Genomic DNA, 13,476 nt, shown 5'->3' on the forward strand with positions numbered 1-13,476 from the left:
GGATCCGCGGGTCCCGCGACGGCGGATCCGCCTAGCCCGCGCGCCTCCGACGCCGGCGACGCGCCCGCTCCGCCGCATCCGCCATCGCCTCCGCGTGCGCGGTCTTGGCGCGGCCGATCGCCGCGTCGTCGTCGCGGTGGATCGCGATGCCCTCGGCGACCTGCGCGCGGAGGCCGCGGATCGAGTCGCCGAGCGTGGGCGCGAAGTCCGCGTGCTCCTCGTCGTGGCGCTCCTCGCCCTCCGGGAACCGGCGCAGCTGGGCGGAGGCGTCCTCGGTGGACGAGCCCTCGCCCGGCGGCCGCTCCAGGTGGGCGATGCAGAGGCGGGCGACCTCGTCGGCGTGGTCGTGCATCACCGAGTGCGCGGCGCCGGGGATCTCCCACAGCCGCGCCCGGGGCAGCAGGCGGCCCATCTCCTCGACCCAGGCGCGCGGGGCGACGGCGTCGTGCTCGCCGCGGATGACGAGCGTGCTCGCGCGGATCTCGGGCAGGCGGGCCTCGATCGGGTACCGCATCATCCGCGGCAGCACGCGGAGGAACCAGCGCACGCCGCAGACGAGGTAGGCGCGGACGGCGAGCACCTGGATCCGGCGGGGCTCGTGCAGCGACGACCGCAGGAACCGCAGGGCCGCCACCGGCACGGAGCGGGCGGACCGGTCGACCACGGGCCCGATGAGCACGAGCGTGCTGAGGTCGGGGCGCCGGGCGGCGAGGTCCGCCACGACCTGCGTGCCCATCGAGTGGCCGACGAGCACCGGGTCGTCGAGGCCGAGCTCGTCGATCGCGGCGCCCACGAGGTCGGCGTACTCGCGGATCGCGAGCGACCGCCCGGGGTGTCGCACGCCCGCGAAGCCCGGCAGGTCGAGCGCGTGCACGGTGCCGTGCGCGTCGAGGCGCGGCGCGAGCCGCTCGAAGTAGTCGGAGGAGACGCCGATGCCGGGCACGAGCACGAAGGCGCGGTCGCCTGCGCTGCCGAGGGTGCTGATCCGCACGGTGAGGCCGCGGTGCACGAGGCGTGTGACGCGGACCGTGGTCGCGGGGCGGCCGTGCTCGGTCATGCGTGCCTCCTGCGGCGGACGGGTCGTCGGGTGCGATCCGCGAGGCGTCCACGCTAGGGCACGGCGCCTGCGGGTCCGCCGATCCGGCGCGCGTCAGGCCCGCGCGTCCCCGCTCGAGATGCACAGGCAGAACGGGTGCCCCGCCGGATCCGCGTACACGTCGAAGCGGTCGGGCGCGGTCGGGTCCGCCGCGGGCTGGACGAGGGTGCCGCCGAGGGCGAGCACGCGCTCGCGGCCCGCGTCGAGGTCGTCGACGTAGAGGTCGAGGTGCAGCTGCATCTGCTGGCGCGGGCCGTCGCCCGGCCAGACGGGCGGCACGAAGTCGGGTGCGAGCTGGAACCCGAGGCGCCACTCGCCGTCGACGCTCACGCTGTGCCAGTCGTCCTCCGCGTCGACCTCGCCGCCGAGGAGGCCGGCCCAGAAGGCGCTCTCCGCGGCGAGGTCCGGTGCGTCGAACACGGTGATGGTGCGGTGGATCCTCATGGGCGGCTCCTTCTCTCGTCGTCGAGCGGGTGCTGCCAGCCTGGCACCCGCCTCCGACGCCGACCAGGATCCAGTGGCCGCCCCCCTGGGCCCCGGACCCCGACCACCGGTAGGTTTGACGACGCGGCGCCTCTCGGCGCCGGACATCCCTGCGGGCATCGTGGCTCAGCCGTCCTGACGACGGCAGGAGCGTGCGACGGCCGTCGGGCCACCAGTCACCCTCCTGAAAGGAGCGACCATGTCCGCCCCCTCCGTCCAGCTCTACACGGTCCGCGACGCCGTCTCCGCCGACCTGCAGGGCGCCGTCGCCCGCGTCGCCGAGATCGGCTACACGCAGGTCGAGCCGTACGCGTTCGTCGAGCGCGCCGACGAGTTCGCCGCCGCCTTCGCCGCGTCCGGCGTCACGGCTCCCTCCGGCCACGCGCCCGTCATCGACGGCGACGACGACCAGGCCGCCCGCACCTTCGACGCCGCCGCGAAGCTCGGGATCCAGACGGTCATCGACCCCTTCATCCCCTCCGAGCGCTGGCAGACCGCCGACGACGCGCACCGGATCGCCGACCGCGTCAACGAGCTGCAGGTGCAGGCCGCCGCGCGCGGGCTCGCCTTCGGCTACCACAACCACCAGTGGGAGTTCGCGAACAAGGTCGACGGACGCCCCGTCTACGAGCTCTTCGTGGAGCGCCTGAACGCCGACGTCGTGCTCGAGCTCGACACCTTCTGGTCGACCGTCGGCGGCATGGACACGCCTGCGCTGCTCCGTCAGCTCGGTGACCGCGTCAAGTTCCTGCACGTGAAGGACGGGAAGATCTCCGACGCCATCGCCAACGTGCTGCCGAGCGCCGAGTCCGCGCTCGTCGTGCCCCCGGAGCTCGCGCAGGCCTTCAAGATGCAGGAGCCCGCGGGCCAGGGCGACGTCGACGTCGCCGCCGTGCTCGCGGCCGCCCCCCAGGCGCTCCGCGTCGTCGAGTTCGACGACTACGCGGGCGACGTGTTCGACGGCATCGCGGCGTCCTTCGCCTGGCTGCAGGAGAACGACAAGTGACCGGCGGCACCGGCCGCGTCGGCGTCGGCGTCATCGGCGCGGGCGTCATCTCGGGCACCTACCTGGAGAACATGACGGCGTTCCCGGACCTCGAGGTCCTGTTCGTCGCCGACATCGACCTCGACCGCGCCCGCTCGCGCGCCGAGGAGCACGGCGTGCCGCACCACGGCACCGTCGACGAGCTGCTCGCGATGGACGGGATCGAGATCGTCGTGAACCTCACGCTGCCCGCCACGCACGCGGAGGTCGGCCGGCGCATCGTCGCCGCCGGCAAGCACGTGTGGAGCGAGAAGCCGCTGGCGCTCGACCACGCGTCCGGCCAGGACCTGCTCGAGGCGGCCCGCGCGGCCGGCGTGCAGGTGGCGTGCGCGCCCGACACCGTGCTCGGCGCGGGGATCCAGTCGGCCATGCGCGCCATCGCCCGCGGCGACATCGGCGAGCCGCTCACCGCGACGACGCTCTTCCACGTGCCCGGCCCCGACGCCTGGCACCCGAACCCCGAGTTCCTGTTCGCGAAGGGCGCCGGACCCCTGTTCGACATGGGCCCGTACTACGTCACCACGCTCGTGCACGCGTTCGGCGCGGCGGAGACGGTGAGCGCGGTCTCCTCGACCTCGCGCACCACGCGCACCATCGGCAGCGGACCCCGCCAGGGCACCGACTTCCCCGTGGAGGTGCCGACGCACCACGCGGCGCTCATCTCGTTCGCGGGTGGGCAGTCGGCGCAGTCGACGTTCAGCTTCCAGAACGCGCTGCCGCGCATGGGCTTCGTCGAGATCTCGGGCAGCGAGGGCACCATCGTGCTCCCGGACCCGAACACGTTCGAGGGCGACAGCCAGCTGTGGCGCTTCGGGCAGCAGGAGCCGGAGACGCTGACGGCGGCCGGATCCACGTACGGCCGGGGCTCCGGCGTGCTGGACCTCGCGCGCAGCATCCGCGGCGGCGACCCGGTGCGCGCGTCCGGCGAGGTCGCGGCGCACGTGCTCGACGTGCTGCTCGCGATCCGCGACGCGGCCGACAGCCGCGAGGTCGTGAAGGTCGCGTCGAGCGTCGCGAAGCCGACGCCGCTCGCGGAGGACTGGGACCCGGCGGCCGCGACGCTGTAGCGCCGCGCCCGTTCGACCCGACGGCCCCGCATCCGGAGACGGATGCGGGGCCGTCCCGCGCTCGGCGTCGGACTGCCCACGGAGGAGACTGGACCCATGCAGCTGCACCGCGTCACCACCGGATCCGGCGCGCGCCACGTGGGCCTCGTGCACGGGCTCGGCGCGGACGGCGCGACCTGGGCGCCCGTCGTCGACCGGCTCGTCGCGACCGGCCGCTTCACCGTCACGACCGTCGACCTCCGCGGGCACGGGGAGAGCGACCGCGCCGCGTCGTACGGCGTCGAGGACATGGCGGACGACGTCGCCGAGTCCCTGCCGCGCGGGCTCGACGCGGTCGTCGGGCACTCGCTCGGCGGATCCGTGCTGGTGCGCGCCGTCGCCCGGCTGGAGCCCGCGCGCGCCGTCTACCTCGACCCCGGGTTCCGGCTCGCGCTGCCGACCACGGGGATCCGCGGGCGCCTGTTCTGGGCGGCGCCGCTCGTGGGGCTCGCCGCCGCGCAGATCCCGCGGGCCCGCGCCGCCGCCCGAGTGCGCGCCGCCTACCCGGCCGCGGTGCGTGCCTCGCTCGACGCCGCGCAGGCGCGCTTCGACCGCGGCATGGCCGTCGGCGTCTTCCGCGACGTCGCGTTCCACCCGCTCGCGGTGAGCGCGCCCGCCGTCCCGTCGACGATCGTGCTCTCCGACGACGCGCCCGCCGTGCTGCCGGATGCGTACGCGGCCGAGCTCGAGGCGGCAGGGTGGGACGTCCGCCGGCTGCCGGGGATCCACCACGACATGCAGCTCGAGGACCCCGACCGGGTGCTCGCCGCGATCGAGGACGTGCTGTGACCGACGCCGCGCGCCCCGACCGCCCCGCCGACGCCGAGATCGCCGCCCGTCTCGCCGCCGCCCTGCGCGTTCCCGACCCGTCGGCCCGCCTGCAGGCGGCGCTCACCGCGGGCACCCGGCCGGATCCCGCGCTCGTCGAGGGCCTCATCCACCGCTGCCGCGTCGAGCCCGACCTCAACGTGCGCGAGATGCTCACGTGGGCGCTCATCCGGCACGACCCGGAGCTGACCATCCCGCCGCTCGTCGCCGAGCTCGTCTCGCCCATCCCGCAGGCCCGCAGCCAGGCGCTGCACACGCTCTCCAAGATCGGTGACCGGCGCGCGCTGCCGTCCATCGGGCGCGAGCTGCTGCGCGACCGCGACGAGCACGTGGCGCGCACCGCGTGGCGCACGGCGTCGGGCCTGATCGACGCCGACCGCGATCCTGCGGGCGCCCGGCTGCTCCTGCGCGAGCTCGCCTCGCAGCTGGGACGCGGATCCGCCGAGATGCAGCACAGCCTCACGCGCGCGTTCGTCGCGGTCGGCCAGGCGTCGGTGCAGGTGGTCGAGCGGTCGCGGCAGGCGGCCGACGCCCGGGTGCGCATCCACGCGCTCGCCACCCTCGCGATGCTCGGCGACCCCGAGCTCCGCTTCGACGACGCCCTCGCCGAGGCGCGGCGCACCTCCTTCGGGCAGCACCTGGTGCGGCGCCCGCCTTCCCCGCGCTGACGCGGATCCCTATCGTGGGCGGGGACGGCCCGCCGCGCGCGCGGGCCGGGATCCCCGCGTCCGCGCGGCAGGCGGGAGGCGCCCATGGCCGAGATCGTGCTGTTCCACCACGTGCAGGGCCGCACGCCCGGCGTCCTGGCCCTCGCCGATGCGCTGCGGGACGGCGGCCACGTCGTGCACGTGCCCGACCTCCTCGACGGCGCGCTGCCCGAGTCCGTCGAGGCGGGCCTCGCGCTGATGGCGGGCCTCGACGACGGCGTGGTGGCCGCCCGCACGGAGCGGGCGCTCGCCGGGCTGCCCGCGGAGCTGGTGTACGCGGGCGTCTCGTGGGGCGGATCCATCGCCCAGCGCCTGGCGCAGACCCGGCCGGGCGCCCGCGGCGCGCTGCTCTACGAGTCGTTCGTGTCGCTGTCGGCCGAGTGGGCGTTCGGGCCGTGGCCCGACGGCGTGCCGGTGCAGGTGCACGGCATGGCGCGGGATCCCTTCTTCGCAGGCGAGGGCGACCTCGAGGCCGCGCGCGAGCTGGTCGCGGAGGTCGGCCCCGAGCTCGCCGAGGTGTTCGCCTACGACGGCGACGCGCACCTGTTCACGGACGCGTCGCTGCCGTCGTCGGATCCGGTCGCCACGGCCCTCGTGCTCGAGCGGTCGCTGGCCTTCCTGGCGCGGGTCGACGGCACGTCGGCCGCCTGACCCGCGCCGGGCGGGCGGCTCAGACCGCGGCGCGGTCGGCCGCGGGCTCCGGGGCCGCCGCGGGCTGCGCGTCCGGCGCCGGCTCCTCGGTCGCCCGCGAGTCGGTGAGCGACAGCGACCCGACGGTGGCGATCACGCCGACCAGGGCGGCGACGACCAGGTAGGCGATCCGCTCGCCCGTGAAGAAGGTCTGCACGAGCTCCGCGCTCCACGCGCCGACCGGGAGGGCGTTCGTGACCAGGGCCGCGATGAGCGTGCCGACGACCGCCGTGCCGAGGCTCGTGCCGATCTCCTGGGCCGTGTCGTTGAGCGCGGCGCCGATCGAGGTGCGGTTCGCGGGCATGGCCTCGACGAGGGCGACCGCGCAGATGGTCATGATCGTCCGCAGGCCGATGGTGAGCAGCACCATCATCGCGGCGATCGCGACGTAGCCGTGATCCACCGCCCACGCCATGCCGACGAGCCCGCCCACCAGGAGGCCGGTGCCGACGAGGCAGGCCATGCGGTGGCCGAGCCGGGCGGCGAGCCTCTCCGAGATGGGGCTCGCGGCGATCATCGTGATGATGACGGGCAGGTTGGCGAGGCCGGCGCGCACCGGGCTCCAGCCGTACGCGTACTGGAAGTGCAGGATCAGCCCGAACAGGATGCTGGCGAACCCGACCGAGGCCCCGAGCTGCGTGAGGGCGGCGCCGCGGACCGGCCCCGTGCGGAGGAGCGCCAGGTCGATCATGGGCGACGCCGCCCGGCGCTCGCGGGCGACGAAGCCCACGACCGCGGCCACGGCGCCCACGGCGCAGGCGAGCGTGACCGGTGCGAGCCAGCCGTGCTGGACGCCGCTGGTGAGCGTGTAGCAGCCGAGCCCGATCGCGGCGATGGTGAGGACCGTTCCGGGCAGGTCGAGGCGCTCGGAGGTCAGGTCGGCGCGGCGGTCGGCCGGGACGCCGATGCGCACGCCGATCCAGACGAGCAGCGCGATGGGCGCGTTGACGACGAGCAGCCACTGCCAGCTGACGGCGGCGAGGACCGACCCGCCGAGGAGCGGGCCGAGGACCATGCCGGACATGCCGACGATCATCACGATCGTGATCGCCCGCATCCGCAGCCGCTCGTCCTCGAAGAGGCGGAAGACCAGGGACATGGTGACGGGCGCCATGGCCGCCGCCGCGCAGCCGAGCGCCGCGCGGAGGGCGATGAGCTGGCCGATGTCGGTGACGAGCACGACGGCGAGGCTGAGGAGGCCGAACGCGGCGAGGCCCGTGAGCAGCACGCGGCGGCGTCCGAACCGGTCGGCGGCGGATCCCGCGGTGAGCAGCAGGCCGCCGAAGGTGAGCGAGTAGGCGCCCGTCACCCACTGGAGCCCCGTGGTCCCGCTCTCGAGCGAGCGGCCGATCGTCGGCAGCGCGATCGAGAGCAGCGTGTTGTCGACCATCTCGACGAAGAAGGCGAGGCAGAGGGCCGCCAGCGGGAGGGCGGCGGAGCGCAGCGTGGTGTGCGCGCGGGGCGGGGCGGTGTCGGTCGTCGTGCTCATGGGCGGGCTCCTTCTCATCGAACGCCGTACGAGTATCGGACGACGTTCGATAGTATGGAACGTCGTTCGGTAGAGTGCAACCCATGGCGGCAGACGGATCCACGGAGAAGGGCGGCGCCCCCACGGCGCCCGCGCGCGGACGGGGACGCCAGCGGGCGTCGCACTCGCTCGACACGGTGCTGACGGAGGCCATCGCGATCCTCGACGAGTCGGGGGAGCCGGCGCTCACCTTCCGGGCCCTCGCGGCGCGGCTCGGCGGCGGCGTCGCGAGCATCTACTGGTACGTCGCGAGCCGCGACGAGCTGCTCGAGCGCGCGACCGAGGAGGTGATGGGCCGGGTGCTCGCGGACAGCGAGCCGCTCATCCACGGATCCGACCCCGTCGAGAACGTGCGCGCCGTCGCCCTCGCCCTGTTCGACGAGCTCGTGCGCCGACCCTGGTTCGGGCAGCGCATGCTCCGCAGCAACGGGCTCCAGCACAACTCGATGGCCATGTACGAGCGCCTCGGCCAGCAGCTCCTGGCGCTGGACCTGACCCCGCGGCAGCGCTTCCACGCCGTGTCGTCGATCGTCAGCTACGTCGTCGGGGTCGCGGCCGACCTCGCCGAGCCGCCGCCCAAGGAGTTCCTGGAGAGCGGGCTGGATCGGGAGGGGTTCCTGGGCACGCTCGCCGACCGCTGGCGCGACCTCGACCCGGACGAGTTCCCGTTCGCCCACGACGCCGCCGGCGAGATGGCCTCGCACGACGACCTCGACGTGTTCCGCTCCGGGCTCGACCTGCTGCTCGCGGGGCTGCGCCAGCAGGCGGGGCTCCCGCCGGCGGGCTGAGGCCGGTCCCCCGCAGCGGAGGGGTCGGCAGCGCATGCCCACCGGCCCCTCCGCATGCGGCTCGCGGGAGGATCAGCTCACGTGCGTCCTCGGCGCGAGCAGTCCCAGGAACGCGAGGTCGTCCGCCACCTTGGTGATGAGCGCGTGGTCGAGCGACGGGATCTCCGCCGCGCCGAGCGGGCGCACCGCCCGGACGGCCTCGGCGAACGCGTCGGCCGGGATCGCCGAGCCGGCGTGCGGCTCCTCCGGTGCGGCGAACGCGTGCATCAGCGGCAGGACGGACCGGGCGCGGTCCGCGTCCGGCAGCGCTCCCAGCGCCTCGCGGAACCGGTCGACCCACTCCGCGTGGTCCGGGACGCGCTCGATGTCGTGGCCGTCCTCGCGGAGCCAGTCGACGAAGGTGTCGAGCGAGACGCCGTCGTCGTGCGGGTTCACGACGTTGTAGGTGCGGTGCCCCTCGGTGACCGCGGCGCCGATCCCGTCGATCGCGGCCGCCGTGAAGTCGGCCGGCAGGCCGTCGTAGTGGGACCGCTGCCGCTCGCCGTCGGGGCCGCGCCGCACGAACGAGTCCGGGGCGAGCCCGGTGGTGAGCACGCTCCAGATCAGCCGGGTGAAGACGTCGGGCAGGTTCACCTGGCCGCGCCAGCGGGGGTGCGCCAGGATCATGTCCGAGCGGAACACCGCCACGGGGACGCCGTGGTGCTCGTGCGCCTCGCGGAGCAGGACCTCGCACGCCCACTTGCTCGCGCCGTACCCATTGGCGTACTCGTCGCCGACGGCCCACTCGGGGATCGTGACGCGGATGTCGGCGTGCTCGTCGAGCGCGGCCGGCGCCGCCGGGGCTGCGTCCGCGGCGGCGCTCGGCTGCGCGCCGCCCGCGACGGCGACGCTCGAGACGAAGGTGACGGGCACGCTGCCGGCGGCGATCGCCAGGCGCACCACCTCGGCGGTGCCGACGACGTTCGGGCCGAACAGCGCCGTGTACGGCAGGACGTGGTTCACGAGGGCCGCCGCGTGCGCGACGAGGTCGACCCGGGCGGCCAGGTCGATCCACCGCTCGTCGTCGAGGCCGAGGTGGTGCTCGCTGACGTCGCCGGCCAGCACCTCGAGCGAGCCCGCCAGCTCGGCGAAGCGCCGGGCGAACGCGGGGTCGGCGGCGAACGCGGCCTCGAGGCGTCGGCGGGCGTCGGCGTCGTCGGCGCCGCGCACGATGCACACCAGCGAGCCGCCCTCCGGGGCGAGGCGCTCGAGCCAGTCGATGGCCATGAAGCGGCCGAGGTAGCCGTTCGCGCCGGTCAGCAGGACGGTCCGGGATCCCGGCCGGGCAGCGGGCTCGCGGCGGATCGGCGTCGGGATGGCGCCGAGCACCCGGTCGAGTCGGAGGTCGCCGACGCGGAGCGTGGATGCGCCGGCGGCGTGCACGCGCGTCACGGTCGGCCGGTCGTCGGAGGCGGAGCGCTCCACGAACGCCGCGACGGCGGCGAGGTCGTTGGTGGGATCGGTGATGACGCCGACGGGCACCTCGGCGTTGAAGACGTCCTCGAGGATCCCGGAGAACGTCAGCGCGGACAGCGAGTCCCCGCCGAGGTCCTGGAACCTCGCCGCGGCGGCGGTCGCGGGGGACACCTCGGCCCCGAGGAGCTGGAGGGCGGCGCGCACCACCGTGTCGACCGTCGGCTCGTCGCCTGCGTGCTCGCGGAGGGCGGCCACCAGGGCGCCGCTCTGCTGCTGCTCGAGCGCGTCGTAGAGGGCGGCGAAGCGCTCGCCGTACCGCTGGCTGAGGCGCAGGCGCAGGAGCTTGCCGGCGTCGGAGAGCATGCCGCCGTCGACCGTGAACGGCTCCGGCTCGACGATCACGCCGCGCGGGACCTCGTAGGGGGCGAGGCCGTGCTCGCGGGCGGTGCGCTGGAGGGCGGCGAGGACGTCGCGCTCCGACGCCCCGGGGTCCGCCGGCACGACGACCGCGACGAGGAACGCGTGCCGGCTGTCGCCGTGCACGGCGATCTGGCGCACCTCGGGCGTCCCGCCGTACGTCGCCTCGAGCGCGGACACCGCGACGAACTCGCCCTGCGACAGCTTGAGCACGTTGTTCCGACGGTCGAGGTACTCGTAGGTGTCGGGCCCGGTCTGCGCCATGACGTCGCCGGTCCGGTAGAAGCCGTCCTCGTCGAACACCGCGGCGGTGACGTCCGGCCGGCGGAAGTACCCGGCGATCACGGAGGTGCTCTTGATGAGCAGCTCGCCCCGCGGGTGCGGTCGGTCGGTGATGCGGTACCCGAGCTCGGGGACGTCGATGAGCTTGTGCTCGGTCACGGGAGGCTGCTGGACGACCCCGTCGTGGAGGATCCCGCCGGCCTCGGTCGACCCGTACATGTCGTGCAGCGTGATCCCGAGGCACCGCTCGACGTACGCGCGGAGCTCGGGCGTCAGCGGGGCGCTGGTGCAGATCGCCTGGCCGATCCGGCCTCCGAAGGCACGGACGCGCAGGTCGGCCTGGACCTCGGCGCGGACCGCGTCCACGTCCGTGCCGCTGCCGGCGGCGAGCCGTCGCTGCTCCTCGCGGTCGCCCTCCTGCCGGACCATCTCCGCGACGCGCGGCACGAAGACGAACTCGGTCGGCGCGAAGACCCGGAGGTCGTCGAAGAGCGTCGACAGGTCGGTCGAGGTCGCGAGCGCGACCGTGCCGCCGCGGCCGAGCGTGGCGAGCAGGGCGGAGCGGCCGGTGAGGTGGCTCAGCGGGAGGTAGGCGTACCCGACGATGCCGTCGGCCGCATCTGCCGGGGTCGTGGATGCGCCGGCGTCCGTGGCGGGGTCCGGCCGGAGGGCGTGCCACAGCCGCTCGACCATGGATCGCGTGTACATCGCGCCCTTCGGCGTGCCGGTGCTGCCCGACGTGTAGAGGAGGAGCGCGAGCGGGTCCTCGCCGGGCGCGGGGTGCCACGGGCTCCGGCGCGGCAGGCCGGCGCCCCGGGCGACGAGGGCGTCGAGCGTCAGGGCGGTGTCGGTGTCGGTGTCGGTGTCGGCGTCGGTGTCGGTGTCGAGCAGCATCGTCCGGATCCCGTCGCGCGAGGCCTCGGCGACCGCCCGGGCCATCGCGGCCTGCTCGGCGGTGGCCGCGATCCAGACCGGGGTCGTCTCCTCGGCGATCGCGTGCAGTGCCGCGACGGGTGCGCTCGCCTGCAGGGGCACGCTGACCGCGCCGAGGATCCACGTGGCGAGGTCGAGGGTGACGGCGTCCGCGGTCGCGGCGCCGAGCACCGCGATGCGGTCGCCGGCGGACACGGTCTCGCCCAGCGCTGCCGCCAGCGCGCTCGCCCGGTCCCACAGCTCCCGGAAGCTCGTGTCCGTGATGTCCGGTCCGGATCGCTGCCGCAGCGCCGGCCGGTCGGCGTGCTGCTCGAAGATCGCCTCGACCGACGTGTCGTCGTGCTCTGTCCTCACGTGCTCAGCCCCCGCTTGCTCGGTCCCCATGGTGTTCGTCCTCTCTCGTTCGTCCCGGTGCGCGCCTGCGCTCCGGCTCAGTGCTCGTCGAGCGTGATGCCTGCCAGCGCCATGCCCTCGGCCACCGTCCACCGCCCGGTCCCGGCGAACGCCGGTCCCCGCCGTGCGCGGGCGGCGAAGGTGCCGTCCGGATGGAGCTCGACGTGCGCGCCGTCGATGCCGTGCCACCCGCCCTGCGCCGACGTCCGTGCCTTCGCGACGGCCTCGGCGGCCGCGAGGAGCACGCTGTCCGGATCCACGACCCCGGCGGCCCGGAGCGCGTCGAGGCCCGCGGCGACGGGTGCGCTGCCGAGGTCCGCCACGCGCGCCAGCACGCCTCCCGGCAGGGGGCGGGCGGGCGTCGCGTCGATGCCGATCCCGGCATGCCGGTCGCGTCGTCCCACGGCGGCCGCGCGGAATCCGGCGCAGTGCGTGATGCTGCCGACGATCCCGTGCGGCCACACCGGCGCTCCGCTCCGCGCGACGGGGATCGGACCGCCGGGGACGCCCAGGCGGGCGAGCGCCCGCCGCGCGAGCACGCGACCGGTCACGAACTCCGCGCGACGTCCCGGGAGCGCGGTCGCGACGGCGTCGCGCTCGGCGCCGACGAGGTCCCCGTCCAGGTCGTGCTCCGCGGTCGCCACGACCACGGATCCGGGGAGGACGGCCTCCCAGCGGATCCACGACATTAGTTGCACTGACACAACTAAACGCACGCTTCCTCCGAGGTTCCCGGGTCCCGAGCGGGGCGCTACACTGCGCCGCCGGACCCGCGCGGGAGCGAGCAGCCGGCCCCCGTGCGGCTCGCCCGGCGCCTTGGAATCGCCTCCCCGTCCCTTGACGGCGGCGGCGGCGCGGAGTCGGCTGGAGATCCCGACGGCGGTGCGCGCGCCCCACGGCGACGGCGCCCGTCGTCCCCGCGGACCATCAGGAGGATCACCATGGCTGGACGCTTCGACGGCAAGGTCGTCATCATCACGGGCGCCGGATCCGGCATCGGCGAGGCCACCGCGCGCCGCTTCGTCTCGGAGGGCGCGAAGGTCGTCCTCACCGACAGCGTGGACGACAAGGTCCGCGCGGTCGCCGACTCGCTGCCCGAGGGCACCGCGACCGCGCTCGTCGCGGACGCCTCGGTCTCGGCCGACGCCGACCGCGCGGTCGCCACGGCGATCGAGGCGCACGGCCGGCTCGACGTGCTCGTCAACAACGCCGGCACGTTCCAGGCCGGGCCGATCTCGGGCATCACCAACGAGGAGTGGCGCCGCGTGATCGACACCGACCTCTCCGGCGTCTTCTACGGCACCAGGGCCGCGCTGCCGCACCTCATCGCGACGCGCGGTTCCATCGTGAACGTCTCGTCGGTCTCGGGCATGGCGGCGGACCACCACATGAGCGCCTACAACGCGGCGAAGGGCGGCGTGAGCAACCTCACGCGCGCCACCGCGCTCGACCACGGCGTCGACGGCGTGCGCGTGAACGCGGTCGCGCCGGGCCTCATCTGGACCGAGCTGGTCGCCGGCAAGGAGGACGACGAGGAGCTGAAGGCCGAGTTCGCCAAGCGCATCTCGCTCGGCCGCGGCGGCGAGGCCGACGAGGTGGCGGCCGCCATCGCGTTCCTCGCGAGCGACGACGCGTCCTTCATCACGGGCGCGATCCTGCCGGTCGACGGCGGCACCACGGCGAGCAACGGGCAGCCCTCGCAGGCGTAGGGCGGATCGGCGGGAC

The 13,476-nt window shown here is 75.0% G+C and carries 12 protein-coding genes; 7 read left to right on the forward strand and 5 right to left on the reverse strand.

Features of this window, described 5'->3' with window-relative positions; translation table 11 throughout:
- Nucleotides 1–31: 31 nt before the first annotated feature.
- Both AES38_RS00165 and AES38_RS00170 read right to left on the reverse strand, forming a co-directional pair.
- On the reverse strand, nt 32–1,057 hold the full coding sequence (locus AES38_RS00165; protein ID WP_053773265.1) for an alpha/beta fold hydrolase: 1,026 nt from the start codon (nt 1,055–1,057) through the stop codon (nt 32–34).
- A 93-nt stretch (nt 1,058–1,150) separates the two neighbouring features.
- Nucleotides 1,151–1,540 carry a VOC family protein gene (locus AES38_RS00170; RefSeq protein ID WP_053773266.1) on the reverse strand — a complete coding sequence of 130 codons (390 nt, stop codon included), beginning with the start codon at nt 1,538–1,540 and terminating at the stop codon, nt 1,151–1,153.
- A gap of 238 nt (nt 1,541–1,778) precedes the next feature.
- Here AES38_RS00170 and AES38_RS00175 point away from each other — a divergent pair, with 238 nt between their 5' ends.
- The 5 genes from AES38_RS00175 (at nt 1,779) to AES38_RS00195 (ending at nt 5,916) form a co-directional block, all read left to right on the forward strand.
- Nucleotides 1,779–2,585 (forward strand): sugar phosphate isomerase/epimerase family protein, encoded by an 807-nt coding sequence (locus AES38_RS00175; RefSeq protein WP_053773267.1) that lies wholly within the window; start codon nt 1,779–1,781, stop codon nt 2,583–2,585.
- Nucleotides 2,582–3,691 (forward strand): Gfo/Idh/MocA family protein, encoded by a 1,110-nt coding sequence (locus tag AES38_RS00180; protein WP_053773268.1) that lies wholly within the window; start codon nt 2,582–2,584, stop codon nt 3,689–3,691. Before AES38_RS00175 ends, AES38_RS00180 begins: the two co-directional genes overlap by 4 nt.
- Nucleotides 3,692–3,787: 96 nt before the next feature.
- Nucleotides 3,788–4,519 carry an alpha/beta fold hydrolase gene (locus AES38_RS00185; RefSeq protein WP_053773269.1) on the forward strand — a complete coding sequence of 244 codons (732 nt, stop codon included), beginning with the start codon at nt 3,788–3,790 and terminating at the stop codon, nt 4,517–4,519.
- Nucleotides 4,516–5,226, forward strand: a complete 711-nt coding sequence (locus AES38_RS00190) for a HEAT repeat domain-containing protein (protein WP_081001803.1) — start codon at nt 4,516–4,518, stop codon at nt 5,224–5,226. Before AES38_RS00185 ends, AES38_RS00190 begins: the two co-directional genes overlap by 4 nt.
- Nucleotides 5,227–5,310: 84 nt before the next feature.
- The gene (locus AES38_RS00195) at nt 5,311–5,916 is read left to right on the forward strand and encodes a dienelactone hydrolase family protein (RefSeq protein WP_053773270.1); all 606 of its coding nucleotides are present in this window, start codon (nt 5,311–5,313) and stop codon (nt 5,914–5,916) included.
- A 19-nt stretch (nt 5,917–5,935) separates the two neighbouring features.
- Here the strand turns inward: AES38_RS00195 and AES38_RS00200 are convergent, their stop codons facing one another.
- Nucleotides 5,936–7,444 (reverse strand): MFS transporter, encoded by a 1,509-nt coding sequence (locus AES38_RS00200; protein ID WP_053773271.1) that lies wholly within the window; start codon nt 7,442–7,444, stop codon nt 5,936–5,938.
- Between the two features lie 83 nt (nt 7,445–7,527).
- Between AES38_RS00200 and AES38_RS00205 the strand changes: the two genes are divergently transcribed.
- A complete protein-coding gene (locus AES38_RS00205; RefSeq protein WP_053773272.1) occupies nt 7,528–8,271 on the forward strand; it encodes a TetR/AcrR family transcriptional regulator in 744 nt (247 codons plus the stop codon).
- Nucleotides 8,272–8,343: 72 nt separating this feature from the next.
- Here AES38_RS00205 and car read toward each other — a convergent pair whose 3' ends face one another.
- Together car and AES38_RS00215 are read right to left on the reverse strand one after the other, a co-directional pair.
- Nucleotides 8,344–11,712 (reverse strand): carboxylic acid reductase, encoded by a 3,369-nt coding sequence (car, locus tag AES38_RS00210; RefSeq protein ID WP_244629190.1) that lies wholly within the window; start codon nt 11,710–11,712, stop codon nt 8,344–8,346.
- 77 nt (nt 11,713–11,789) lie between these two features.
- Complete coding sequence (locus AES38_RS00215) at nt 11,790–12,440, reverse strand: 4'-phosphopantetheinyl transferase family protein (RefSeq protein WP_072174591.1); 651 nt, start codon at nt 12,438–12,440, stop codon at nt 11,790–11,792.
- A 252-nt stretch (nt 12,441–12,692) separates the two neighbouring features.
- Here AES38_RS00215 and budC point away from each other — a divergent pair, with 252 nt between their 5' ends.
- Complete coding sequence (budC, locus tag AES38_RS00220; protein WP_053773275.1) at nt 12,693–13,460, forward strand: meso-2,3-butanediol dehydrogenase; 768 nt, start codon at nt 12,693–12,695, stop codon at nt 13,458–13,460.
- Nucleotides 13,461–13,476: the final 16 nt, after the last annotated feature.

Origin of the sequence: Clavibacter capsici, from assembly GCF_001280205.1 — a bacterium.
Lineage (GTDB): Bacteria > Actinomycetota > Actinomycetes > Actinomycetales > Microbacteriaceae > Clavibacter > Clavibacter capsici.

Bases quoted from the DNA above. Each gene is read 5' to 3' on its own strand.
- AES38_RS00165 (WP_053773265.1), bottom strand. From the start codon at position 1,057: ATGACCGAGCACGGCCGCCCCGCGACCACGGTCCGCGTCACACGCCTC.
- AES38_RS00195 (WP_053773270.1), top strand. From the start codon at position 5,311: ATGGCCGAGATCGTGCTGTTCCACCACGTGCAGGGCCGCACGCCCGGC.
- budC (WP_053773275.1), top strand. From the start codon at position 12,693: ATGGCTGGACGCTTCGACGGCAAGGTCGTCATCATCACGGGCGCCGGA.
- AES38_RS00205 (WP_053773272.1), top strand. From the start codon at position 7,528: ATGGCGGCAGACGGATCCACGGAGAAGGGCGGCGCCCCCACGGCGCCC.
- AES38_RS00185 (WP_053773269.1), top strand. From the start codon at position 3,788: ATGCAGCTGCACCGCGTCACCACCGGATCCGGCGCGCGCCACGTGGGC.
- AES38_RS00200 (WP_053773271.1), bottom strand. From the start codon at position 7,444: ATGAGCACGACGACCGACACCGCCCCGCCCCGCGCGCACACCACGCTG.
- AES38_RS00170 (WP_053773266.1), bottom strand. From the start codon at position 1,540: ATGAGGATCCACCGCACCATCACCGTGTTCGACGCACCGGACCTCGCC.
- AES38_RS00175 (WP_053773267.1), top strand. From the start codon at position 1,779: ATGTCCGCCCCCTCCGTCCAGCTCTACACGGTCCGCGACGCCGTCTCC.
- AES38_RS00215 (WP_072174591.1), bottom strand. From the start codon at position 12,440: ATGTCGTGGATCCGCTGGGAGGCCGTCCTCCCCGGATCCGTGGTCGTG.